At 54.4% G+C, this 23,835-nt stretch carries 20 protein-coding genes; 7 read left to right on the forward strand and 13 right to left on the reverse strand.

Features of this window, described 5'->3' with window-relative positions; all coding sequences use genetic code 11:
• The first annotated feature begins 48 nt into the window (after positions 1-48).
• Together FEK50_RS01740 and FEK50_RS01745 are read left to right on the forward strand one after the other, a co-directional pair.
• Positions 49-1,269 carry a phosphoadenosine phosphosulfate reductase gene (locus tag FEK50_RS01740; RefSeq protein WP_131161031.1) on the forward strand — a complete coding sequence of 407 codons (1,221 nt, stop codon included), beginning with the start codon at positions 49-51 and terminating at the stop codon, positions 1,267-1,269.
• Positions 1,242-1,871 (forward strand): ParB/RepB/Spo0J family partition protein, encoded by a 630-nt coding sequence (locus FEK50_RS01745; protein ID WP_130258600.1) that lies wholly within the window; start codon positions 1,242-1,244, stop codon positions 1,869-1,871. The genes FEK50_RS01740 and FEK50_RS01745 overlap by 28 nt, the downstream gene beginning before the upstream one ends.
• On the opposite strand, the gene ybdL is transcribed toward FEK50_RS01745, so the two are convergent.
• Positions 1,872-3,032, reverse strand: a complete 1,161-nt coding sequence (gene ybdL, locus FEK50_RS01750; protein WP_130260248.1) for a methionine-oxo-acid transaminase — start codon at positions 3,030-3,032, stop codon at positions 1,872-1,874. It lies immediately after the preceding gene.
• Between the two features lie 108 nt (positions 3,033-3,140).
• Between ybdL and hcxA the strand changes: the two genes are divergently transcribed.
• A complete protein-coding gene (gene hcxA, locus FEK50_RS01755; protein ID WP_131161030.1) occupies positions 3,141-4,229 on the forward strand; it encodes a hydroxycarboxylate dehydrogenase HcxA in 1,089 nt (362 codons plus the stop codon).
• 9 nt (positions 4,230-4,238) lie between these two features.
• On the opposite strand, the gene FEK50_RS01760 is transcribed toward hcxA, so the two are convergent.
• From FEK50_RS01760 to entC, 7 genes are all read right to left on the reverse strand, one after another.
• Complete coding sequence (locus FEK50_RS01760) at positions 4,239-4,436, reverse strand: YbdD/YjiX family protein (protein ID WP_000460431.1); 198 nt, start codon at positions 4,434-4,436, stop codon at positions 4,239-4,241.
• Between the two features lie 112 nt (positions 4,437-4,548).
• Positions 4,549-6,654, reverse strand: coding sequence for a pyruvate/proton symporter CstA (cstA, locus tag FEK50_RS01765; RefSeq protein ID WP_131161029.1), 2,106 nt, complete (start codon positions 6,652-6,654; stop codon positions 4,549-4,551).
• A gap of 180 nt (positions 6,655-6,834) precedes the next feature.
• A complete protein-coding gene (entH, locus tag FEK50_RS01770) occupies positions 6,835-7,248 on the reverse strand; it encodes a proofreading thioesterase EntH (protein ID WP_131161028.1) in 414 nt (137 codons plus the stop codon).
• A 2-nt stretch (positions 7,249-7,250) separates the two neighbouring features.
• Positions 7,251-7,997 (reverse strand): 2,3-dihydro-2,3-dihydroxybenzoate dehydrogenase EntA, encoded by a 747-nt coding sequence (gene entA, locus FEK50_RS01775; RefSeq protein WP_131161050.1) that lies wholly within the window; start codon positions 7,995-7,997, stop codon positions 7,251-7,253.
• The gene (gene entB, locus FEK50_RS01780; protein ID WP_053265668.1) at positions 7,997-8,854 is read right to left on the reverse strand and encodes an enterobactin biosynthesis bifunctional isochorismatase/aryl carrier protein EntB; all 858 of its coding nucleotides are present in this window, start codon (positions 8,852-8,854) and stop codon (positions 7,997-7,999) included. The genes entA and entB overlap by 1 nt, the downstream gene beginning before the upstream one ends.
• 13 nt (positions 8,855-8,867) lie before the next feature.
• Positions 8,868-10,478 (reverse strand): (2,3-dihydroxybenzoyl)adenylate synthase EntE, encoded by a 1,611-nt coding sequence (entE, locus tag FEK50_RS01785; protein ID WP_131161027.1) that lies wholly within the window; start codon positions 10,476-10,478, stop codon positions 8,868-8,870.
• Positions 10,479-10,487: 9 nt separating this feature from the next.
• Positions 10,488-11,663 (reverse strand): isochorismate synthase EntC, encoded by a 1,176-nt coding sequence (entC, locus tag FEK50_RS01790; RefSeq protein ID WP_130260251.1) that lies wholly within the window; start codon positions 11,661-11,663, stop codon positions 10,488-10,490.
• Between the two features lie 188 nt (positions 11,664-11,851).
• On the opposite strand from entC, the gene fepB reads away from it, so the two are divergent.
• The gene (gene fepB, locus FEK50_RS01795; RefSeq protein WP_131161026.1) at positions 11,852-12,808 is read left to right on the forward strand and encodes a Fe2+-enterobactin ABC transporter substrate-binding protein; all 957 of its coding nucleotides are present in this window, start codon (positions 11,852-11,854) and stop codon (positions 12,806-12,808) included.
• A gap of 3 nt (positions 12,809-12,811) precedes the next feature.
• Here fepB and entS read toward each other — a convergent pair whose 3' ends face one another.
• Positions 12,812-14,062 carry an enterobactin transporter EntS gene (gene entS, locus FEK50_RS01800; protein ID WP_131161025.1) on the reverse strand — a complete coding sequence of 417 codons (1,251 nt, stop codon included), beginning with the start codon at positions 14,060-14,062 and terminating at the stop codon, positions 12,812-12,814.
• A 110-nt stretch (positions 14,063-14,172) separates the two neighbouring features.
• Here entS and fepD point away from each other — a divergent pair, with 110 nt between their 5' ends.
• The 3 genes from fepD to fepC are packed head-to-tail and all read left to right on the forward strand — an operon-like array spanning position 14,173 to position 16,978.
• Entirely contained in the window at positions 14,173-15,177 is a 1,005-nt protein-coding gene (fepD, locus tag FEK50_RS01805; RefSeq protein WP_131161024.1) for a Fe(3+)-siderophore ABC transporter permease, read from the forward strand.
• On the forward strand, positions 15,174-16,166 hold the full coding sequence (gene fepG, locus FEK50_RS01810; protein ID WP_130206425.1) for an iron-enterobactin ABC transporter permease: 993 nt from the start codon (positions 15,174-15,176) through the stop codon (positions 16,164-16,166). Before fepD ends, fepG begins: the two co-directional genes overlap by 4 nt.
• Positions 16,163-16,978, forward strand: coding sequence for an iron-enterobactin ABC transporter ATP-binding protein (fepC, locus tag FEK50_RS01815; protein ID WP_000140646.1), 816 nt, complete (start codon positions 16,163-16,165; stop codon positions 16,976-16,978). Before fepG ends, fepC begins: the two co-directional genes overlap by 4 nt.
• Here fepC and wzz(fepE) read toward each other — a convergent pair.
• The 4 genes from wzz(fepE) to fes all read right to left on the reverse strand — a co-directional run bounded on the left by wzz(fepE) (position 16,975) and on the right by fes (position 23,626).
• Complete coding sequence (gene wzz(fepE), locus FEK50_RS01820) at positions 16,975-18,108, reverse strand: LPS O-antigen length regulator Wzz(fepE) (protein WP_131161023.1); 1,134 nt, start codon at positions 18,106-18,108, stop codon at positions 16,975-16,977. The genes fepC and wzz(fepE) overlap by 4 nt on opposite strands.
• A 216-nt stretch (positions 18,109-18,324) precedes the next feature.
• On the reverse strand, positions 18,325-22,206 hold the full coding sequence (gene entF / locus FEK50_RS01825) for an enterobactin non-ribosomal peptide synthetase EntF (protein WP_131161022.1): 3,882 nt from the start codon (positions 22,204-22,206) through the stop codon (positions 18,325-18,327).
• A complete protein-coding gene (ybdZ, locus tag FEK50_RS01830; protein WP_131161021.1) occupies positions 22,203-22,421 on the reverse strand; it encodes an enterobactin biosynthesis protein YbdZ in 219 nt (72 codons plus the stop codon). Before ybdZ ends, entF begins: the two co-directional genes overlap by 4 nt.
• 2 nt (positions 22,422-22,423) lie before the next feature.
• Positions 22,424-23,626 (reverse strand): enterochelin esterase, encoded by a 1,203-nt coding sequence (gene fes / locus FEK50_RS01835; RefSeq protein WP_131161020.1) that lies wholly within the window; start codon positions 23,624-23,626, stop codon positions 22,424-22,426.
• Positions 23,627-23,835: the final 209 nt, after the last annotated feature.

A 23,835-nucleotide genomic window follows, 5' to 3' on the forward strand; every position in this document is an offset into this window, starting at 1 on the left:
GAAAACTATCGCACTATTCTCCAGATCACGTTAAGAGAGCGTTTTCAGATGTCCATTTATAAAATTCCGCTTCCGCTCAATATTCTGGAAGCTGCACAAGAGCGTATTACCTGGACACTCAACACCCTACCCCGCGTTTGTGTCTCATTTTCTGGCGGTAAAGATTCAGGCTTAATGCTTCATCTAACCGCGAATCTGGCCAGAAAAATGGGAAAAAAAATATACGTTCTGTTTATCGACTGGGAAGCACAGTTTTCTTTAACTATTCACTATATTCAGTCCCTACGAGAGCAGTATGCTGATGTCATTGAAGAATTTTATTGGGTAGCGCTGCCTCTTACGACGCAAAACTCTCTTTCTCAGTATCAACCCGAATGGCAATGCTGGGAACCTGATGTTGAATGGGTACGCCTGCCCCCGGAAGATGCGATAACCGATCCGACATTTTTCTCGTTTTATCAACCGGGTATGACGTTTGAACATTTCGTGCGTGAATTTGCCGAATGGTTTTCGCAAAAACGTCCGGCGGCCATGATGATCGGCATCCGGGCTGACGAGTCCTATAACCGTTTCGTTGCTATCGCCAGTTCGAATAAACAGCGTTTTGCCGACGATAAACCCTGGACTACGGCCGCACCAGGCGGTCATAGCTGGTACATTTACCCCATCTACGACTGGAAAGTGGCTGATATCTGGACCTGGTATGCAAATCATCAAAGTCTCTGCAACCCACTGTATAACCTAATGTATCAGGCAGGCGTCCCTCTGCGTCAGATGCGAATTTGCGAACCTTTTGGCCCAGAGCAACGGCAGGGATTATGGCTCTATCACGTTATCGAACCGGATCGCTGGGCTGCTATGTGCGCACGAGTCAGCGGTGTAAAAAGCGGCGGAATTTACGCCGGACATGACAATCATTTCTATGGGCATCGGAAAATCCTCAAGCCAGAGCATTTAGGCTGGCAAGAGTATGCATTATTGCTGCTCGATAGCATGCCGGAGAAAACAGCTGAGCATTACCGCAATAAAATCGCCATTTATTTGCACTGGTATCAGAAAAAAGGCATCGAGGTTCCACAAACCCAGCAAGGGGACATTGGCACGAAAGATATCCCCTCCTGGCGGCGAATATGCAAAGTTTTACTCAATAACGATTACTGGTGCCGGGCATTATCATTTAGTCCTACGAAAGCGAAGAACTATCAGCGTTATAACGAACGGATAAAAGGAAAACGTCAGGAATGGGGGATACTATGCAACAACGATTAACGCAGGATTTAACCCAATTTCTCGCCAGCTTGCCGGAAGACGATCGCATCAAAGCGATTAATGAAATCCGCATGGCGATCCATCAGGTTAGCCCCTTTCGTGAAGAGCCCGTGGATTGCGTTCTGTGGGTTAAAAATAGCCAACTCGTGCCGAATGATTACAACCCCAATAATGTGGCACCGCCAGAGAAGAAGCTGCTAAAAAAATCCATTGAAATTGATGGTTTTACCCAACCTATCGTGGTGACTAACACTCAATCTGACACAATGGAGATTGTTGATGGCTTTCACCGTCATGAAATTGGTAAAGGATCTAACACGTTAAAAACGCGCTTAAAAGGGTATTTACCGGTTACCTGTCTGGGAGGGGATCGTAACGAGCGCATCGCTGCAACAATTCGCCACAACCGCGCTCGTGGACGCCATCAAATCACCGCCATGTCAGAAATCGTCCGTGAACTCAGCCAGTTGGGATGGGACGATAATAAAATTGGCAAAGAACTGGGAATGGACAGCGACGAAGTGCTGCGCCTGAAGCAAATTAACGGCCTGCAAGAGTTGTTTGCCGACCGTCAATATTCCCGCGCCTGGACTGTCAAATAACTAAAGCTGGCGCAGGCGTTCAGCTGCTGCCAGCAACGTCGATTCCTTCTTGGCAAAACAGAGACGAATCAGTTTATGGGGGAAGGGATCGGCGCAAAATACCGATAGCGGGATCGCCGCCACGCCATGCTCCCGCGTCAGCCACTGGCAAAACTCAACATCATCCAGCGTAGACACGGCGCTGTATTCCACCAGCAAAAAGTAAGTACCTTCGCAGGGTAGTATCTCCAGCCGACTTTCACTTAAGGCGTTCACCAGAATATCGCGTTTCTGCCTATAAAAGTCCGGTAACGCAAGATAATGCTCAGGTTCTGCACGTAGCATATCCGCAAGCGCCAGCTGCGCCGGGGTATTGATCGAAAAGGTCAGATATTGATGCACTTTGCGGATTTCGGCGCTGATGGGCGCAGGCGCAACGCAATAGCCCACTTTCCAGCCGGTCATATGATAGGTCTTGCCAAATGAAGAAACTGCCACCGCCCGCTCACGCAACTGCGGATGCGCCAGCACGCTGGCATGGCCCTGCTGTGAAAAGTTGATGTGCTCGTACACTTCATCACTAATAACAAAAATCTCGTGCCCGGCAATTGCCTGCCACAAAGCGGCGAAATCAGCCTGCCGCCAGACGGTGGCGCTGGGATTATGCGGCGTATTGAGGATCACCAGTCGGGTGCGCTCGCTTAACAATGCGGCAAATTCCTGCCAGTCAACGCGAAAATGCGGAGGTTGCAGTGCAATACGCTTCACTATTCCCCCCGAAAGCGCGATGGCGGGGGCGTAACAGTCATAGCTGGGATCAAAGCAAATCACTTCATCACCATTGCGCACCAATGCGGTAATCGCTGCATATAACGCTTCCGTCGCCCCTGCCGTTACGGTGATATCGCTATCGGCATCTGGTTGATAGCCATACAGCCGCGCGGTTTTCTCAGCAATCGCCTCGCGTAATGCCTGCACGCCGGCCATGGGCGCATATTGATTTGCCCCTTGGGCAACGTGGTACGCCAGCCGCTCCTGTAAATAGCGCGGACCATCAAAATCAGGAAAGCCTTGCGACAGGTTAATCGCCTGGTGTTGCTGCGCCAGTGCGCTCATCTGGGTGAAAATAGTGGTGCCAAGTTGTGGAAGTTTGCTTTGTGGAATCAGAGGGTTATTTGTCATTTTTATTGTACCTGACGAAGTTGCGTGTTGAAGGCACTATAACACGATGCTAGTATTTGGCAATCAAGACGTTTAGATGTCTAAATAAAACAATAAGGACAACACAACATGCCTCACAATCCCATCCGCGTCGTCGTCGGCCCGGCTAACTACTTTTCTCATCCTGGAAGTTTCAATCACCTGCACGATTTTTTCACTGATGAACAACTTTCTCGCGCGGTGTGGATCTACGGCGAACGCGCCATTGCTGCGGCGCAAACCAAACTTCCGACAGCGTTTGAACTGCCGGGGGCAAAGCATATTTTGTTTCGCGGTCATTGCAGCGAAAGCGATGTACAACAACTGGCGGCTGAGTCCGGTGACGATCGCAGCGTGGTGATTGGCGTCGGGGGCGGTGCACTGCTCGACACCGCGAAAGCCCTCGCCCGCCGTCTCGGTCTGCCATTTGTTGCCGTTCCGACGATCGCCGCCACCTGCGCTGCCTGGACACCGCTCTCCGTCTGGTATAACGACGCCGGACAGGCGCTGCATTATGAGATTTTCGACGACGCCAATTTTATGGTGCTGGTGGAACCGGAGATTATCCTCAATGCGCCGCAACAATATCTGCTGGCGGGGATCGGTGACACGCTGGCGAAATGGTATGAAGCGGTAGTACTGGCCCCGCAACCAGAAACGTTGCCGCTAACCGTGCGTCTGGGGATTAATAACGCGCAGGCCATTCGCGACGTCTTGTTAAACAGTAGCGAGCAGGCGCTTGCCGATCAGCAAAATCAGCAGTTAACACAATCATTTTGCGATGTGGTGGATGCCATTATTGCCGGAGGCGGAATGGTCGGTGGTCTGGGCGATCGTTTTACGCGTGTGGCGGCGGCCCATGCCATGCACAACGGTCTGACTGTACTGCCGCAAACCGAGAAGTTTCTCCACGGCACCAAAGTTGCCTACGGTATTCTGGTGCAAAGCGCCTTGCTGGGCCAGGATGATGTGCTGGCGCAATTAACCGGGGCGTATCAGCGTTTTCATCTGCCGACTACGCTGGCGGAGTTGGAAGTGGATATCAATAATCAGGCGGAGATCGACAAAGTGATTACCCACACCTTACGTCCGGTGGAATCCATTCATTACCTGCCAGTCACGCTGACACCTGATACCTTGCGTGCAGCGTTCGAAAAAGTGGAATCGTTTAAAGCCTGACGTACACATTTAGCAGCAGCGCGCGCCGCCTTTTCCACCGTAGCGCGCGTCCTGCCGCTCACGGAAAAACTCCTCGTAGGTCATCGGCGTTTGATCAGGATGGTTAACCCGCATATGTTCGACATAGTTGTCGTAATCAGGCATACCGATCATCAGCTTCGCCGCCTGACCTAAATATTTTCCGGCTTTTGCCAGTGAATCAAACATCTAAACCTCCGGTAATACAAATGCCCTCCTGAATTATGAGGGCTTAATTGCTATCAACACGCTCGGGCTGAGAGTAAGGGGAACGCTCGGCACATTCCCCCACACTCTGACTTTAGTGCGCGCCTTTCGCCTGCGCCACGATCTCCTCGACATTTTCCGGCATTGGCTCATACGGCGTTTCTTTCGCCGTTGGCTTCGGCTCTTTCAATGCCGCCAGTGCCGTCTTAATCGAGAACAGTGCCAGAACCACCACGACCACCATAAAGAAGATGGTTAACCCAGCATCCAGACGGTTGTTGAACACCAGTTGCGCCAGTTGTGACTCAGTATACTGCGACGGAATATTGCCGCTGTCGATCATTGCCTGGAACTTGTTAGCAATCGCCAGGAAGCCGACTTTCGCATCCGGGCTAAACGCTTTCTGCCAGCCTGCGGTCAGGGTACAAATCAGCAACCAGGCCGTTGGTACCAGCGCCACCCAGGCGTAACGTTGACGTTTCATTTTGAACAGCACTACGGCACAGAGCATCAGCGCCATCCCTGCCAGCATCTGGTTGGCTATACCAAACAGCGGCCACAGAGTGTTAATACCGCCCAGCGGATCGACCACCCCCTGATGCAGGAAGTAGCCCCACGCCAGTACGCACAGCGCCGTTGCCAGCAGGTTAGCAGGCAGTGAATCGGTCCGTTTCAGACCCGGAGACACCACGCCCAGCAGATCCTGCAACATAAAGCGCGCAGCACGCGTCCCTGCATCCACCGCCGTCAGAATAAACAGTGCTTCAAACAGAATGGCGAAGTGATACCAGAACGCCACATCCATCATGCCGCCCAGCGCGCCGTGCAGAATGTAGGCCATCCCCACCGCCAACGTCGGCGCACCGCCCGCACGGGAAATGATCGACTGTTCACCCACTTCGCTGGCAATCTGGTTTAGCGTATCCGGGGTAATCGCAAAGCCCCAGCTACTCACTACCTGCGCGGCAGAAGCGACTACATCCGCCGTCCCTGCCGGAGCCAGCACCGCCATCGGGCTGTTCATGGCGAAGTAAACGCCCGGATCGATGATACAGGCGGAAACCAGCGCCATAATCGCCACGAAGGATTCCATTAACATCCCGCCGTAGCCGATAAAACACGCCTGCCCTTCGTTCGCCAGCATCTTCGGCGTAGTGCCGGAAGAGATCAGCGCATGGAAGCCAGACACCGCGCCACAGGCGATGGTGATAAACAGGAACGGGAACAGGTTGCCGGTCCATACCGGGCCAGTGCCATCAACAAATTTGGTCAGCGCAGGCATGGTCAGCGTCGGACGCATGATCAAAATGCCTACCGCCAGACCGACGATAGTCCCGATTTTCAGGAAGGTAGAGAGGTAGTCACGCGGAGCCAGCAGCAACCACACCGGCAGCACCGCCGCCACAAAACCGTAACCCACCAGCATCCAGGTCAACTGCACGCCGGTAAAGTCAAAGTACGGCGCCCAGGTCGGGCTTTCTGCCACCCAGCCGCCAGAGATAATGGCGAAAATCAGGAACACCAAACCGATGACCGACACTTCGCCAATACGCCCCGGACGCAGATAGCGCAGGTAGATCCCCATAAACAGCGCCAGCGGAATGGTAAACGCAACGGTATACGTTCCCCACGGGCTATGAGTCAGGGCTTTCACCACGATCATCGCCAGCACCGCCAGGATAATGACCATGATCATAAAGCAGGCTACCAGCGCAATCACCCCGGCGGTTGGCCCCATCTCTTCTTTGACCAACTCACCCAGCGAACGACCGTCACGGCGCGTAGAAACAAACAGCACCATAAAGTCCTGCACTGCACCAGCGAGAACCACCCCGGCAAGCAGCCAGATCATCCCCGGCAGGTAGCCCATCTGCGCTGCCAGCACTGGCCCCACCAGCGGGCCTGCTCCGGCAATAGCCGCAAAATGGTGACCGAACAGCACTTTCTTGTCTGTCGGTACATAGTCCAACCCATCGTTATGGCGCACTGCTGGCGTCATACGCGTCGGGTCAACCGCCAGCACATTTTTGGCGATATACAGACCATAAAAACGGTAAGCGATCAGATAGACACAGACCGACGCCACCACAATCCACAGTGCGTTGATCTGTTCCCCACGATTTAAAGCAATGTATCCCAGAGCAAATGCTCCCATTACAGAGAGCACTGTCCAGACGAGGTATTTCCCTGATTTGTTCATAGTTGTTATCCGTGTGCGTGTCCATAGAGATGTTACATTTTGTTTCTATAACATCTTTGTACAATTTAACAACACAGCAACCATGTAAATCGGAGTTGAAACCAATATTTAACTTCACAATGTTAACTCGATCACTCCGTTAACCGAGTTTTCCAACAATCTCATTTAATTCTGTCGGGCTCATCCCAAAACTGCCGTACCCAGCCGACAAGTGCAGCAACGCCGCCCCTGTTCATCGAAAACGACGATTTCCCAACTCTGATTTTGCCGCCCAAGATGCAACGGCTGGCAGACGCCGCGTACCTTGCCTTCAGACACCGGGCGATGATGGGTGGCGTTAAGTTCCGTGCCCACCACACACTGTCCGTCGCGGGTCATCATAAATCCGGCCATCGATCCCAGCGTTTCCGCCAGCGCTGCCGACGCGCCGCCATGCAGCAGGCCAAACGGCTGATGAGTATGGGTATCAACCGGCATTTCGGCTTCCAGCACATCATCGCCCAGACGGGTATACACAATTCCCAGATGCGCCACCAATGTGTTATCGCTGGTGGCGTTCAGTTCGTCGAGCGTTAAATGGCGTTTCCAGATCATGCTTATGCCCCCAGCGTTGAGCCGCCATCTACCACGATATCCTGTAGGGTGATATGGCTGGCGAGATCGGAAGCGAGGAACAAAATCGTGTTGGCGATCTCTTGTGGACGGGCAATTTTCCCCAGCGGAATACCGAGTTTAAACTGCTCGCCAAAGCCACGAATACGCTGCTCTTCGGCGTCATCGCTCACCCACAGCGTGCGTTGCATATCGGTGTCGGTTGAACCCGGCGAAACCACATTACAGCGCACACCGCTACCCGCCAGTTCCAGTCCGACGCTCAACGCCAGGCTTTTCAGCGCCGCTTTCGACGCGCCATAAGCACTCATGCCAATACGCGGCGTGTGCGCAGCGTCGGACGCCACAGTGACAATCGCCCCGCCCCGTTGGCGACGAAACTGATTCATGGTCTGCTGGAACAGGTTAAACGCACCGCCGACATTGACCGCAAAAGTCTGTTGCCAGTCTTCCTTACTGAGCTGATCGGTCGCGCCCATGCGCAAAATTCCCGCCGCATTAACCAGCACGTCCAGTCGCTCCGTTTCAGCTAACAGTCGCTGACATACCTGCGCCACCAGCGCAGCATCGGCAACATCCATCACTTCGGTCGCAAAGGGATATTGCTCCTGAGCGAACGCTTGATCAAAACCTGTAACTTTTGCTCCCGCTTCAACAAATGCCAGCGCCGTGGCGTAGCCGATACCTTTCCCCGCGCCGGTTACCCAGACATTTTTACCGCTGAAATCCATCATTTCACCTCGCGGGAGAGTAGCTTCCACCAGGCGTCGATGGTCGGGTTTTTCGCCAGCATGACAAAGTCGATATCACCATGCACTTTGCGCCAGCGCGCCGCCAGCGCCATCATGCGCACCGAATCCAGACCGTAGTCGATCAGGTTGTCGTCATCGAACGGTTCATCGGACTCGTCCAGCAACGGCAGGATCACCTCACGCAGCGCCGCTTTGCTGGCGGGGACAGGTGCTGGCAGTAATTCTTCAGTCATCACCACCCGGCCAGACCGTCCGGCCACATATTTCAGCGACATCAAATGCTCGTCACGGCTGAAATCGGCCAGCGCATCCGCCACCATAAACGGTTTAATATCGCGCATAAATGCGTCGGTTGCGGTGGTCATACAGCCAATGTGGGCATATACCCCGGTAATAATCAGCTGGTTACGTCCACTCTCTTTGAGCATTTGCTCCAGCGGAGAACGATGAAACGCGCTGTAGCGCCACTTCACCAGCACCGTGTCGTCGGCATCTGGCGTCAGGCGATCCACCACCTTTTGCTGTTCCGGCGAGCGGGTCAGGCCCGGCCCCCACATATCATTCAACAGCGCCCGATCTTCATCGCTCTGATCTTTCGGCTGGGCAGTGTAATAAACCGGAATATTGTGCTGTTTGCAGTAGTCGCGCAGCGCCGCAATATTGGCGATCACCTGCTCCATCATCGGGCAGTTCTCACCCCAGAAGCTGACAAAATAGTCCTGCATATCATGGATTAACAACGCGGCACGTTGCGGTTCAAAGGCCCAGTCGACTTTATTCTGCGGAATATCGTGAGACTCCGGCAGCGCGTAAGCCTGTAATTTTGGAATAGCCATCGTGTTCTCTCCTTCAGGCTGAAGCGCGTGACGCCAGCCACTGACGTAATTGTTTTTTATCGACTTTCCCGACCGCCGTCAGCGGAAGTGAATCTACACACTCCACGCGATCCGGTAATTTAAATTCGGCAATACCCTGTTCGCGCAGGAAACGACGCACCTGCACCGCGCGCAGCGGCTCTTTTACCACCAGATAAGCACAGCTTTTTTCGCCCATCAGCTCATCTTCCATACTGACCAGTGCGGCGTAGATCACCGCCGGATGGCGCAGCAGCAGGTTTTCGATCTCTTCGGCAGCGATCTTCTCGCCGCCACGGTTGATCTGATCTTTCTCGCGCCCCTGCACGGTGATGTAACCCTCTGGATCAATAGAGATCAGATCGCCGGAACAGTAAAAACCGTTGGCATCAAAGGCGCTGGCATTGTGCTGCGGGCTTTTGTAATAACCGCGGAAGGTATACGGCCCGCGCGTCATCAGGCGTCCAACTTCCCCTTGCGGCAGTGGATTTCCGTCAGCATCTGCAACCCACACTTCGTCATCCGGGCACATTGGGTAGCCCTGGGTATGGATAATTTTCTCCGCGCTATCATCAAGTCGGGTGTAGTTCACCAGCCCTTCCGCCATGCCGAACACTTGCTGCAACTGGCAGCCAATCTCTGCGGGAATACGCGCCGCAAGCGTGGCAGAAAGACGCGCACCGCCGACCTGTAACAGTTTCAGCGAGGCAAGCTGCGCCCGGCTTTCGCCTTCGATCAACGCCTGCAACCACAGACTGACTGCCGGCGGCACCAGCGCGGTAACGTTAACCTGATGTTTTTCTATCAATGGGAAACAGAGCGTGGCGCTGGGATCGGCCGCCAGAACGACAGTGCCGCCAGCGAGAAACACACCCAGCGATCCTGGTGAACTCATGGCGTAGTTATGAGCCGCCGGGATCGCGCACAGGTAGCGCGTCTGTTGTGTGAACTGACAAATCTCGACGCTACGGCGCACGCTGTAGTAATAGTCGTTATGGGTACGCGGGATCAGTTTCGGTGTGCCGGTAGTGCCGCCGGAAAGCTGGAAATAGGCCACTTCATCAGCAGGTGATGGCGTGGCAGTAAAATCCTCTGCCGGATGGTTAATCGCATCCTGCAAGTTATGCTCACCGCTGTCGTTGTGCAGTTGCACCACGCGAATGGAGGAATGTTCTGTGACGAAAGTATTGAGGAAATCATCCCCGCTAAACAGCGCATGTTGGCGATCGGCAATCAGCAATGTGGGTTCAATCTGGCTGGCATAGGCGTTCAGTTCACTACGCTGATGGCTGAACAGCGCCAGCACCGGCGCAACGCCCAGTTTCAGCAGCGCGAAAAAGGTAATATAAAGTTCAGCGACGTTACCCAGTTGTACCAGCGCGGTTTCACCAGGTTTAATGCCCTGACGGCGCAAACTACAGGCGAGGTTATCCGCCGCCTGATTCAGCTCCCGGTGACTCAACTGCCGCTCGCCGTCGATAACCGCGATGCTATCACTCGCGGCGTGGCGGGTCAGAATGTCGGTCAGCGGCAAATCCTGCCAATAACCTTTTTCCCGATAGCGACGGGCAAACTCTTCCGGCCAGCGGGTGAATGGAATGCTCATCCTCGCTCCTTAATGCAATCCAAAAACGTTCAACATGGTAGAAAGTTTGACGCCTGTTTCGCGCCACTCACCCAACGGTGACGACGCAGGCACAATCCCCGCTCCGGCAAACAGACGCACCTGATTTTCCCGCAGCTTCGCGCAGCGGATAGTCACCACCCACTCGCCGTTACCTTCGCTGTCACACCAACCCACAATGCCGCCAAACAGCTCGCGGTCGAACGGCTCCAGATCAGCAATAACCTGGGTCGCGGCCTGATGAGGGAAACCACTCAGCGCGGGGGTCGGATGCAGCAGGCAGGCCAGAGTCAGTGCGTTTTCTTGCGAATTCGCTTTACCTTCAAAGGGAGTTGCGAGATGCCACAGCGTCGGCGTGGTGATCAATTGTGGAGAGGAGGGAACGTGTAACTCACTACTGCGTTCGCGCAGTACCTCTTTCATCGCCTGAGTCACTAGTTCATGTTCATGGCGATCTTTTTCTGACGCCAGCAGACGATTACCCGCTTCGCGATCGAGCACGTCATCCGGCTGACGACGCGCGGAACCGGCTAACGGAATAGAGCTAAAACGCTCGCCGTCTTTGCGCAGCAGCAGTTCCGGGCTGGCCCCGAGCAGAACGCCACCATCAGCCAATGGCACATGGAAGTTGTAACTAACCGGGTTTTGCGCAATCAACCGTTCCAGCAATACGCCGCTATCAATGGAGGCGTCAGTGGTGATATCAATCAACCGTGACAACACCACTTTGTCGACCTGCGGCGTGGCGGTAAGAGCGGCGGCGCGGGCGACCATCTGTTCAAACGTGGCTTGTTCCGGAATTGCCTGGCGTTCAACCACGTTCAGCGACTGGCTGCGGGTGAAACGGCGTGCGGAAGCTTGTTTTTCCTTACGGGAGAACGACTGCCAGGATTCAGGGATATACAGCGACGAAGGCTGACGTGGATCGAAGGGAATCGCCCCGACCATTACCGGATTTTTGATGCCCCGCGCTTTGGCATCGGCAAACAGCGCGGCGAGTTTTTGCTGGAAGGGACTGTCGGGCGAATCCCCGTTCACAGCTGGTTCATCGAAGCGGGCGAAACATCCTGACGTCGTAAAACTGCGGTACGGCGACATAAAGAAAAAGCGATTGGGCGCAAGTGTTGCCATGGTCTGCTGTACTTCCTCAGCCAGTGACGTATCCATATCATCCTCCACAAAATGATAAAGGCTTTAATAATGATTATCATTTATATTTTCGGTCGCTAACCTAAAAGCAAACGCGCACTATGTCAACTCTTGAGGTAACGCAATCTGCAACTCGGGGTTGCATCTGGTTGTCGTTACAATGAAAATGAGAAGCATTAACTTCATTAATAACAGGACGCTGATTTGTGAGACTCGCCCCGCTCTACCGCACCGCTCTTCTACTAACAGGCTTTTTACTTTCAGGAATATCCGCAGTGCAGGCCGCCGACTGGCCGCGTCAGGTGACTGACAGCCGCGGCACTCATATGCTGGAAAGCCAGCCACAGCGCATCGTCTCAACCAGCGTCACGCTGACGGGTTCGTTGCTGGCGATTGATGCCCCAGTGATTGCCAGCGGCGCGACCACGCCAAATAACCGCGTCGCGGATGACCAGGGCTTTTTACGCCAGTGGAGCAAGGTGGCGAAAGAACGCAAACTGCAACGGCTCTATATCGGCGAACCGAGCGCCGAAGCCGTTGCCGCGCAAATGCCGGATCTGATTTTAATTAGCGCAACAGGCGGGGATTCGGCGCTGGCGCTGTATGATCAGCTTTCCACCATCGCCCCGACATTAATCATCAATTACGACGACAAAAGCTGGCAGTCGCTGTTAACGCAACTTGGCGAAATTACCGGGCATGAGAAGCAAGCGGCAGAGCGGATTGCACAGTTTGATAAGCAACTGGCGGCGGCGAAAGAGCAAATCAAATTACCGCCGCAGCCGGTCACTGCCATTGTCTATACCGCCGCTGCACACAGTGCCAATCTCTGGACGCCGGAATCAGCACAAGGGCAGATGCTGGAACAACTCGGCTTTACGCTGGCGAAGTTGCCCGCAGGGTTAAACGCCAGCCAAAGCCAGGGCAAACGCCATGACATCATTCAGCTTGGTGGGGAAAATCTGGCGGCAGGGTTAAATGGCGAGTCACTAATCCTGTTCGCTGGTGATCAGAAAGATGCCGATGCAATTTATGCCAATCCACTGCTCGCGCACCTGCCTGCAGTACAAAACAAGCAGGTTTATGCGCTGGGAACCGAGACGTTCCGACTGGATTACTACAGCGCCATGCAAGTGCTGGAACGACTTAAGGCGCTGTTTTAAGCATTAACTGTCGGACGCTGTCACCTGCGGCGGCGTCTGGCGAAAACGCCGCAACTCCACCAGCACCAGCAACAACAACACGCCGATAATCAACAAAGCAAAACCGCTCGCGCTTGCGGAAGCCACCGGTGTCATCATCGCTCCCAAACCGCCCAGCAGCGCCGCGCCTATGGCATCGCCCGTCACGTTCTGTGCCGTCCACAAACCGTTAATCCGCCCTAACATCGCTTCCGGCGTCTGTGTTTGCAGCATTGTATATTGCAGCAACGAACTGACCGCGCTCAGCCAGCCGAACAGCGCCAGACAAACCACGCCTAAAATCCACATCGGCATCAGGCCAAACAGACCAATGGCGAGGAACGATCCCAGCGTGGAGAGCAACATCAACAACCCTGGTCGCGCGCTATGTGCCAGCTTCCCGCTGGTTAATGCGCCGATAGCCGCGCCGAGCGGGATCGCCGCATAGAGAAAACCAATCTGTGCCGCCGACATCTGCCAGTTGGTAGCCAGCGCCGGATACAGTACCCGCACCGCGCTCGCCATCGTCAATAAACCACCCAGCAGCGCAATGCCGCCCACCAGCGGACTGGCGAGCAGAAAACGAAATCCTGCCAGTAATGATTTCAACGGATGCTCACGCGGCTGCGGTGGCGGTGGCAACGCCGGAAGGCTTAACAACGGTAGCAAGGTAATAAACGTGCCCGCCGCCGCCAGCCCATAGTTCCAGGCTACACCGCCAGTCGCCAGCAGTATGCCGCCCATCATGGGCGAAATCACCGATCCCAGCCGCACGGTCAACATGGTGATCGCCCCGGCCTGCATTAAATTTTCACGCCCTACCAGTGCAGGTGTCGCCGCCAGTAGCGCCGTAACGCCAAGTGACGCGAAAAAGCCATCCCATAATCCGAGTAAATAGATTGCCAGCAAAGACGGCTCCGGCAGCAGCGCGTTCAGGCACAGTCCAATGAAGCCAATGCCACAGGTGCCGCGCGCCAGCAGAATCACTTTTTTGCGCTCATAGCGATCCGCCAGCACGCCGCCGACCATCAAACCGACAAACATCGCGCCGCCGGTCAGCGTCACCGAAAGCCCCACCTGCCAGGTAGAATGCGTCATCATCTGGATCTGCACCGGCACCGCGACGCCGAGCAAACCCAGAGAAACAATAGAGATAAAACGAGCGAGGAATACTGCGCGAAACGCCGGGTGCGTTTTCAACAGGCTGAGGTTAAGCAGCCAGGATTGTTTATTCATTACAATGCCTTGCCATCAAATATTTTAAATACCTATTCTTAGGCTGCACATGCTAACATATCCAAATAAGATCGATAACGATAATTAATTTCATTATCATGGAAGTTCGTATGTCTGGTTCTGTTGCCGTGACACGCGCCATTGCCGTGCCCGGATTGCTGTTATTACTGATTATCGCGACGGCATTAAGCCTGCTCATTGGGGCAAAATCACTCCCCGCTTCCGTCGTGCTGGAGGCCCTCTCCGGCACCTGCCAGAGCGCCGACTGCACTATCGTGCTCGACGCGCGACTGCCGCGTACCCTGGCCGGATTGCTGGCGGGCAGTGCGCTTGGGCTTGCCGGGGCGTTAATGCAAACCCTCACCCGAAATCCACTTGCCGATCCTGGTTTACTTGGCGTGAATGCCGGAGCCAGCTTTGCCATTGTGCTGGGTGCGGCGCTGTTTGGTTACTCATCCGCGCAGGAACAACTGGCGATGGCCTTCGCCGGGGCGTTGGTGGCCTCGTTGATTGTAGCCTTTACCGGCAGCCAGGGCGGCGGGCAATTAAGTCCGGTGCGTTTAACCCTGGCGGGCGTGGCGCTGGCGGCGGTGCTGGAAGGGCTGACCAGCGGCATCGCCCTGCTTAATCCTGACGTCTACGATCAACTGCGTTTCTGGCAAGCCGGTTCGCTGGATGTTCGTAATCTACACACTTTAAAAGTGGTGCTGATCCCGGTGCTGATCGCCGGAGCAACTGCGCTATTACTGAGTCGCGCGCTGAACAGTTTAAGCCTTGGCAGTGACACCGCGACGGCGCTGGGCAGTCGCGTGGCGCGCACACAGTTGATTGGTCTGCTGGCGATTACCGTGCTTTGTGGTAGTGCGACGGCGGTAGTTGGCCCGATTGCCTTTATTGGCCTGATGATGCCGCATATGGCGCGTTGGCTGGTAGGTGCCGATCATCGCTGGTCGCTGCCCGTCACGCTACTCGCTACCCCTGCCCTGCTGCTGTTTGCCGATATCATCGGGCGTGTGATTGTGCCCGGCGAGCTGCGCGTTTCCGTGGTCAGTGCCTTTATTGGTGCTCCGGTGCTGATCTTCCTCGTGCGACGTAAAACACGAGGTGGCGCATGATTTACGTCTCTCGCCGATTAATCATCACCTGCTTACTGCTGATTACCGCCTGCGTGGTGGCGAGTGTCTGGGGATTACGCAGCGGTGCCGTCACGCTGGAAACCTCGCAGGTATTCGCCGCGCTGATGGGTGATGCGCCGCGCAGTATGACGATGGTGGTCACCGAATGGCGTTTACCACGCGTGCTGATGGCGTTGTTAATTGGCGCGGCGCTGGGCGTCAGCGGCGCGATTTTTCAGTCGTTGATGCGTAACCCACTCGGCAGCCCTGACGTAATGGGCTTTAACACCGGAGCGTGGAGCGGCGTGCTGGTGGCGATGGTGCTGTTTGGTCAGGACCTGACGGCTATCGCGCTGGCAGCAATGGCAGGGGGTATTGTCACGTCACTGCTGGTCTGGCTGCTTGCCTGGCGTAACGGCATCGACACCTTTCGGTTGATTATTATCGGCATCGGCGTCCGCGCCATGTTGGTGGCCTTTAATACCTGGCTGCTGCTGAAAGCGTCTTTAGAAACGGCGCTAACCGCAGGATTATGGAATGCCGGATCGCTCAACGGCCTGACGTGGGCAAAAACCTCGCCTTCCGCGCCCATCATTATATTGATGCTCATTGCCGCCGCCTTACTGGTACGGCGAATGCGCTTGCTGGAGATGGGCGATGACACCGCCTGCGCGCTGGGCGTCAGTGTCGAACGTTCGCGTCTGTTAATGATGCTGGTGGCGGTGGTGCTTACCGCTGCGGCAACGGCGCTTGCCGGGCCGATTTCCTTTATTGCTCTAGTCGCGCCGCACATTGCCCGACGCATTAGCGGCACCGCTCGCTGGGGGCTGACCCAGGCGGCGCTGTGCGGAGCGCTGTTACTGCTGGCAGCCGATCTCTGCGCTCAGCAACTGTTTATGCCGTATCAACTTCCGGTTGGTGTCGTTACCGTCAGCCTCGGCGGTATTTACCTTATCGTCTTGTTAATTCAGGAGTCTCGCAAAAAATGACCGAATCAGTAGCCCGTTTGCGCGGCGAACAGTTAACCCTCGGATATGGCAAATATACCGTTGCGGAAAATTTGACTGTAGAAATTCCTGATGGTCACTTCACGGCAATTATCGGGCCAAATGGCTGCGGTAAATCCACGTTACTGCGTACCCTAAGCCGCCTGATGACGCCTGCTCACGGGCATGTCTGGCTGGATGGCGAGCACATTCAACATTACGCCAGCAAGGAGGTAGCCCGTCGGATTGGTCTGCTGGCACAAAACGCCACCACGCCGGGAGATATCACCGTGCAGGAGCTGGTGGCGCGTGGGCGTTACCCGCATCAACCGCTGTTTACCCGCTGGCGCAAAGAAGATGAAGAGGCGGTAACGAAAGCGATGCAGGCCACGGGAATCACCCATCTGGCGGATCAAAGCGTGGATACCCTCTCCGGCGGACAACGCCAGCGAGCGTGGATCGCGATGGTGCTGGCCCAGGAAACGGCGATTATGCTGCTTGATGAACCAACGACCTGGCTGGATATCAGTCATCAAATTGATTTGCTGGAACTGCTAAGCGAACTGAACCGTGAGAAAGGCTATACCCTGGCGGCAGTGCTGCACGATCTTAATCAGGCCTGTCGTTACGCCAGCCATTTGATTGCGTTGCGGGAAGGGAAAATTGTTGCTCAGGGAGCGCCGAAAGAGATTGTTACTGCTGAATTGATCGAGCGCATTTATGGTCTGCGCTGCATGATTATTGACGATCCAGTTGCCGGAACGCCGCTCGTGGTGCCGCTCGGACGAACGGCACCTTCAACCGCGAAGATTTAAACTAAGTGGTCTGCCATCATGGCATCCTGTTTTCTGGATGCCATCGCATGGCGCAACAGCACGCCACCACAAGCCACCATACCGCCGATCAACGCGGAAAGGATCACAATAATCGCTTTGCCCGGACCGTCTTTTTTCACCGGCAATGACGGACGCAACTGATATTTAAACGGCGTAAAATCAACATCGTTGACATTTGCTTTTGTTAATTGTTCTACAAGATACTGACGATTACGTAATTCACCGTTCAGTTCCGCAACGTCAGTAACCGCTTTTTCAATTTCCAGTTTGCGTTCAATACCGTCTGCGCCGAGAGAAATAGAAAAATCAGGGTCATCTTTTACTGCCTGACCATTACTGTAAACAGGTTTTTTAATGCCTGCTGCATTAGCAATATCGAGTGAATAATTGAGACGCTGAATGTTTGCATCAAGTTGGTTTTTCGTTTTAATGCGATCCTGCGCCAGCTTTTCTTTTTCAAACTGGGTTTTGATTTCCAGTTTATTACGTACGTTTTCTATCGACTCTTTCACCACCAACGCAGAGATATAATCGATATACCCGGCCAACACTTTCTGTGCCTCTTCACTGGTGGGTGCGGTGAAACTTAGCGTCCAGGAGGTATACAATGACGGTTCATCTTTTTTCTTACTGGCATTGTCATCCACCGCTTTCATTTTTTCGCTCAATGCGACAATTGCGCGATGCAAATCTAGTTCGTCGATTTTCGCCTCTTTCAATTGGTCCATCACATAAGGTGATGAACGCAAGTACTCTTCCAGCAAGCTAACAGACTGAAACTTCTTGATAAACAGGTTAAATGCTTCTGTACGATCAATTTTGATATCCAGATCCAGTACCCGAAGGTTAGTAAATGTTTTCTCCAGATCTTGCCATTGCACAGGTTCTGCCGGCGTTATAACCGCCGCACTGGTCCATTTTTGCGGTAGGATAAATGACACCAGCAACCCGATACAGGCAAAGGCAAAAACGACAGCCATGATCTGTTTTTTTGCGTGCCATAAAACTTCGATAAGATTAAGTAAATCAATTTCATTATTACCGGCTGGTGCCAGATGATAATCGGGAAAATGCGAGTCGCTTTCCTGCTTAATATTCAGTGTTGACATACGGTATAACCTGAAAATGAGTCCAATGAGGGTAAATTTCCACGGCGCACACTTTACCAGTTGGTGAGAATTATCCGAAGCTGAACTTTGTAAATTCAACGCAGCAAACGCAATGTTTGGCGCATTTTCAGACAAACCACTCAGTAAATATTAATACGATAAATAACAAAATCCATAATTATTTATCGTAATTATGGATTTGCATTTAAGATAAAGTTATTTATTTAGCGTCGCACGAATAATTGGTCCAATTTTTTCAAATGCGATTGGAGAAATAATATCCACATGCGCGCAATCCTGGCGATAAATATCCAGCTTTGCTATCCACGGCGACCAGGCGCGTTCGGGGCTCATACCTTCCTGAAGTGTACGCTCCGCAACAAACAGCGTAGCTTTGCCATCAAACGGTTCACTATGGGCGGTGGTTAATAGCCGCACTGCATCGGCATAATTGCCTTCAATGGTGGTAAACAACTCTGTCGACGCCGTTCCCTGCTGGGCTGCCAGAAAGGCCTCGCGCTCGCGGTTAATCTCCGCCAGCACTTCCGGATCCAGGCCATTGGCTTCTTTTTCCTGCCAGTTTTGCGTTTCTGGCGGCCAGGTATCCAGCAAGCCAAGAAATGCCACCTGTTCGCCACGGGCACGCAGCCGCGCCGCAATACCCTGCGCCAGCGTACCGCCCAGCGAATACCCCAGCAGGTAATAAGGACCGTGCGGTTGTTGCTCAAGTAACGTTGCCAGATGCGCTTCGCAGACTTCATCCAGATTTTCCGCCGTCTGCATGGGTCCATAAGGGCGCGGCGACTGAATACCGATAATCGACCATTGTGGATCGAGATAACGCGAGAGCACGCTAAACTGCCAGGCAAAACCGGATGCCGGATGGAAACAAAACAGCGTCGGGCCATTACCTTCACGCAACGGCAGAATGGTTTCAAATCCCATGCGCCAGGAGCTGTCTTCTTCACCATCAATAATCGTTGCCAGTTTGGCGACGGTTGACGCGACCATCACCTGCCCCGGCGTCACCTGGCGAGCAAACTGCCGACTTAACTGCGCTGCCAGTTTCATTGCCAGTAGTGAATGACCGCCAAGCGCAAAGAAATCAGCATCGGCATCCTGCACGTCACAACCCAGCAACGACGCGAATGCCGCGGCGATAATCGTTTCACTGCCCGCTTTCGGCGCACGCCCCGGCGCTTGTGCCTTCAGTTCAGGCAACGGTAAGGCTTTGCGATCCAGTTTGCCATTGGCGCTAAGTGGTAACTGTGGAAGTTGCAGCAGAACCACGGGCACCATATGCGGTGGCAATGTTTCGCGAAGCTGCGCCTGCAATGCGCTGGTATCCAGCGGCAGGCCTGATTGCGACACCAGATAGCCCACCAGTTGACGCGCATCACCACCAGTGGCTGCCGCCTGGTTAATTACACAGGCATGAGTAACAGCCTGTTCGACATCCGGCAGCGCCTGCATCACGCGGTCGATTTCGCCCAGTTCGATACGCTGCCCGCGAATTTTTAGCTGATCGTCACTGCGCCCGAGGTACTCCACCGCGCCGTTATCCAGCCAGCGGGCAACGTCTCCAGTACGGTACATCCGTTCACCTGGGGCAAAAGGATCGGCAATAAAGCGGCTGGCGGTCAGATCGGGTCGTCCAAGATACCCCTGCGCCAGTTGAATGCCGGTGAGATAGAGATCACCCGCCACACCCGGCGGCACCGGATGCATCATCGCATCGAGAATGCGCAGGCCCGTGTTCCACACCGGATAACCAATCGGCACGCTGCTGCCGCGCACCTGTGCCAGTTCCTCGCCAAAAGCCGGATACCAGCTGACATCTACCGCCGCTTCCGTCGGGCCATATAGATTATGCAACGGCGCGCTGGTTAACTGTTGCCATTCGCGGCATAAATCAGCCGGTAAGGCTTCACCACTACAGAAAACCTGTTTCAACGTCGCGCAACTCTGGCGAGCGGTTTGCGGAGTCAGCGATGCAACAAATGCCGCCAGCATCGACGGCACAAAGTGCGTGGTCGTTACGCCATATTCGGCAAAGAATTGCTGCATAGCGAGCGGGTCGCGGTGCGCTTCCGGTTCAGCCATCACCAGTTTAGCCCCGGCAATAAACGGCCAGAAAAACTCCCACACCGAGACATCAAAACTGCACGGCGTTTTTTGGGCAACGACATCTTCGCCCGTGAGCGGGTAATGATTTTGCATCCAAAGCAGGCGGTTAACGATAGCCGTCTGCCCGACCATTACCCCTTTTGGCCTGCCAGTGGAACCGGAGGTGAAGATGATATAAGCCGTGTGGTGCGGTTGTGAAAGTTGCAGCGGCGCACTGCTCTGTGCGGTAAGCGGGGCGTTATAGCAAAGGCTGGTTAAATCTGGAACATCAGCAAAGCGCGGCAGTTGATCGTCGGTGGTGATTAACAGCGACGGACGCGCATCTTCCAGCATCATTTTCAGGCGATCGTCCGGATAGCCGGTATCCAGCGGTAGCCAGGCTGCACCAGCCTCAACAATTGCATGTAGCGCCAGGGTCAAAAAGACCGAGCGCGGTAATGCCACCGCCACGCTGTCGCCTGGTTTAACGCCGCGCTTACGCAGCAGATTCGCCAGCGCCACCACCTGCTCGCGCATTTCCCGATAGCTAAACTGGTAACGCGCATCAACCAGCGCCGGAGCATCCGGTGTTTTTGCCGCTTGTTCTGCCACCAGCGCGCTCAGCGTGGTTTCTGGAATCTCAACCTGAGTGGCGTTGATCTGCGCCAGCTGCGCATACTCACCTGGCAGCATAATATCGACATCGCCGCACAACAGCGCTGGATCCGCGGCGAACTGGGCGATCAGCATTTTCAGGCGTTCAGCATGCTGGATTAACGTTGGCTCATCGTAACGCTGTTTATTGGCGAGGATCTCAATACTCAAATCACCGTGTTCATCCGGGAACAGCGCCAGTTCAAGGTCATTAACCGGACCGGTTGCCAGGGTATGGGTTTGCGCCTGAACACCAGGAATATCCAGTTGATAATCAAATACCTTGATATTGAGTACCGGACCGAACAACGGTTCCTCTCCCACCGCGCGTCCGCTGTCACGGACAATCTGTTCTGCATCGTAACGTTGATGGCGACGCATTTTTTTCAGTTGAGCCGCCAGTCGGGTTGCCAGTTCCGGCAGCGTTTCTTGCGCCGCAATGTGAATACCCAACGGCAAAACGTTGAGCACAGGTCCGGTAGCCGTCAGCGCCGCCGACCCCAGTCGACGCATAAAGATAAATCCGGCGGCGTAGTCCATGCGGTTGCACAATCGCCCCAGCCACAAAGCCGCCAGCGCAAGGGCTAAATCGGTACGCTGCACACCTGACAGTTGCATAGCCAGCTGGCGGAATTCCCCGTCAGTAAATTCCAGTTTCAGGCGCAGAATATCTGCCGAAGCGCTGCGCCCCGGTAAAGGTGCCGGGGAAAGTGACGCGGGCGGCGGCAGTTGACGACGCTGTTCCGCCCAGAATGCCGCATCACGATGCCAGGCCTCGCTTTCGCGGTATTGCTGGTACTCTTCCACCACATCAGCGAAAGGCGTAAACGGCGAAGCAGGCGTTGGTTCGCCACGCAGCCATGCGCGGTAAATGTTGGTGATCTGGCGGGTAATGGCCGGGAAACTGAAGCCATCGACCAGCAAATGGTGATAACGCTGATACCAGTACCAGCGGTTATCCGCCACCTGTATCAACTGATGAAAGACCAGTGGTTTACCGCTATCGACGCGCAGATTTTGTTGCAAATCTGCCTGCATTAATGCCTGCGCAGTACCGTGCGGATCAATGTTGGTTCTCAGGTCGATAATTTCTGGCAGTTCGAACGTCAGCGCATCATCGACCCACTGCCAGACTTCGCCGTTATCTTCCGTAAAACGCATCCGCAGCGTATCAGCTTGCGCTAATCCGGCAACCACCGCGCGGGCCAGTAATGGCGCATCAACCTCTCCGGTTAACTCAACGTAATGCGCCACGCTCCAGGCGGAGGGTAAATCCGACAGTTTTTCTGCCATCCAGATGCCGGGCTGTGCGGCGACCAAAGGTAAATGCTGGCTCATTGCGCCTCCTGCAACTGGGTGAAATTCGCCGGTGTCAGAGTACGCCAGTGGGCTTCCAGCCACTGCTGGCAGGACACCTGTGACTGCGGCTGGCACACAATGTCCCAGCCTGCCGGTAAGGCGCATTGTTGCGGCCACAGACTGAATTGCCCCTGCGCATTGCGCAAAATGTAAAACGCTCCCTGTGGATCATCGAAGGGATTACTGAATGCCATATTCAACTCCTGTCATGGAAAAGTGGTTGCCAGAGGTCGATTAGCCCCTGCATCAAGCCACCGCGCCAACAAAGCGCATCATGTCCGCCGTCAACCTGACGCCAGAAAATGGATTCTTTTATGGGGTGTAATTGCGCATACAGCGCCTGATTGGCCCGCATGATCATCGGCTCGCGAATACCCGCTTCCAGCACAATGCGCAGACCTTCGGCGCTAACTTCACCAGCTTTTAGCTGTTCAAGTAACACGCCCTCTTGCTGCCCGCCCCGATGCGGCCACCAGTACGATCCTGACTGGCTTAATACACAACCAAAGCGTTTAGGCCAGTGCAGTCCGGCATACAGCGCGGAAAGCCCACCAAAACTCTGTCCGGCGACCACGGTGCGATCGGCGCGATCGCTAAAAGGGGCAATAGCTTTCACCAGGGGTAATAACTCTTGCTGTACTGCCAGCCAGAAATCGGCATTACACGGCAGTTCGTGGGCGCGGTGCGTGGTGTCGATAGCGTCGATCAACACATACACGGCGGGAGGAAGTTGCTGACGATGGGTCAGCGAAGTCAGCACAGGCCAGACGGGCATACTCTGCGCCCAAAATTCGCCATCAAGCAAAACTGCCAGCGGGCGTTCTCCTGCTGTTACATCTCCGGTGGTAAAAATCCATACACGGCGTGAATTTTTCAACCGTTCACTTTTCCAGATAATTTCTTTGGCAGGTATTTCTGGCGCTTGCGGACAATCCCAACCAGGTTGCAGGGGCGCTTGCGGCATTTCGAGTGCAGAAACAGCGTGCCCTCGCCCGCCTTTCCAGCTTTGTGGATTCAGCGGATCGGCTATCGCCTGAGGTAATAGTTTTCGCCAGCCTTCACGCAATTCGAGGCGATCAGGGGATGGTGCAGAAAAAATGTCATCGCGTTCGGTGGGAACAAAACAGTAGCTGCCGCGCCATTCGGCATTGAGTTGTGTCGTCCACAGCCAGACATCGGTACCTGCAATTCGCTGCATCGACTGGGGGCGGCTATTTTGATGGTGATCGGTGACGCCAGTGATGTAGACCCATACGCGCTTTATCGTCGAGTAGTCTTCAGAACCTTGTGGATCACGCCACCAGAAAGTGACCTCAAACATTTCGTCATTAAGACGCTGCCATTCAGGGCCATGTTTCGACTGCCACCAGCTATCACTTCCCACCTTTAACGCCGCCACATCATAACCTTATGTTTATTGTGATTTTTTTCATTGATTGCAGAAATATATTGATAATATTATTGATAACTATTTGCATTTGCAATAGCGTAATGGCGCGCCGTGGGAAGCGCGGACATTTATTAACCAACTGCACTGCGTGTCTTTCAGGATCAAAGGTTTTCGCGGTAGCGGGATGCGTCGTGTTGATGACGACCATGCCCGACAGT

The sequence above is a fragment of the Escherichia sp. E2586 genome (assembly GCF_005781105.1).
GTDB lineage: Bacteria > Pseudomonadota > Gammaproteobacteria > Enterobacterales > Enterobacteriaceae > Escherichia.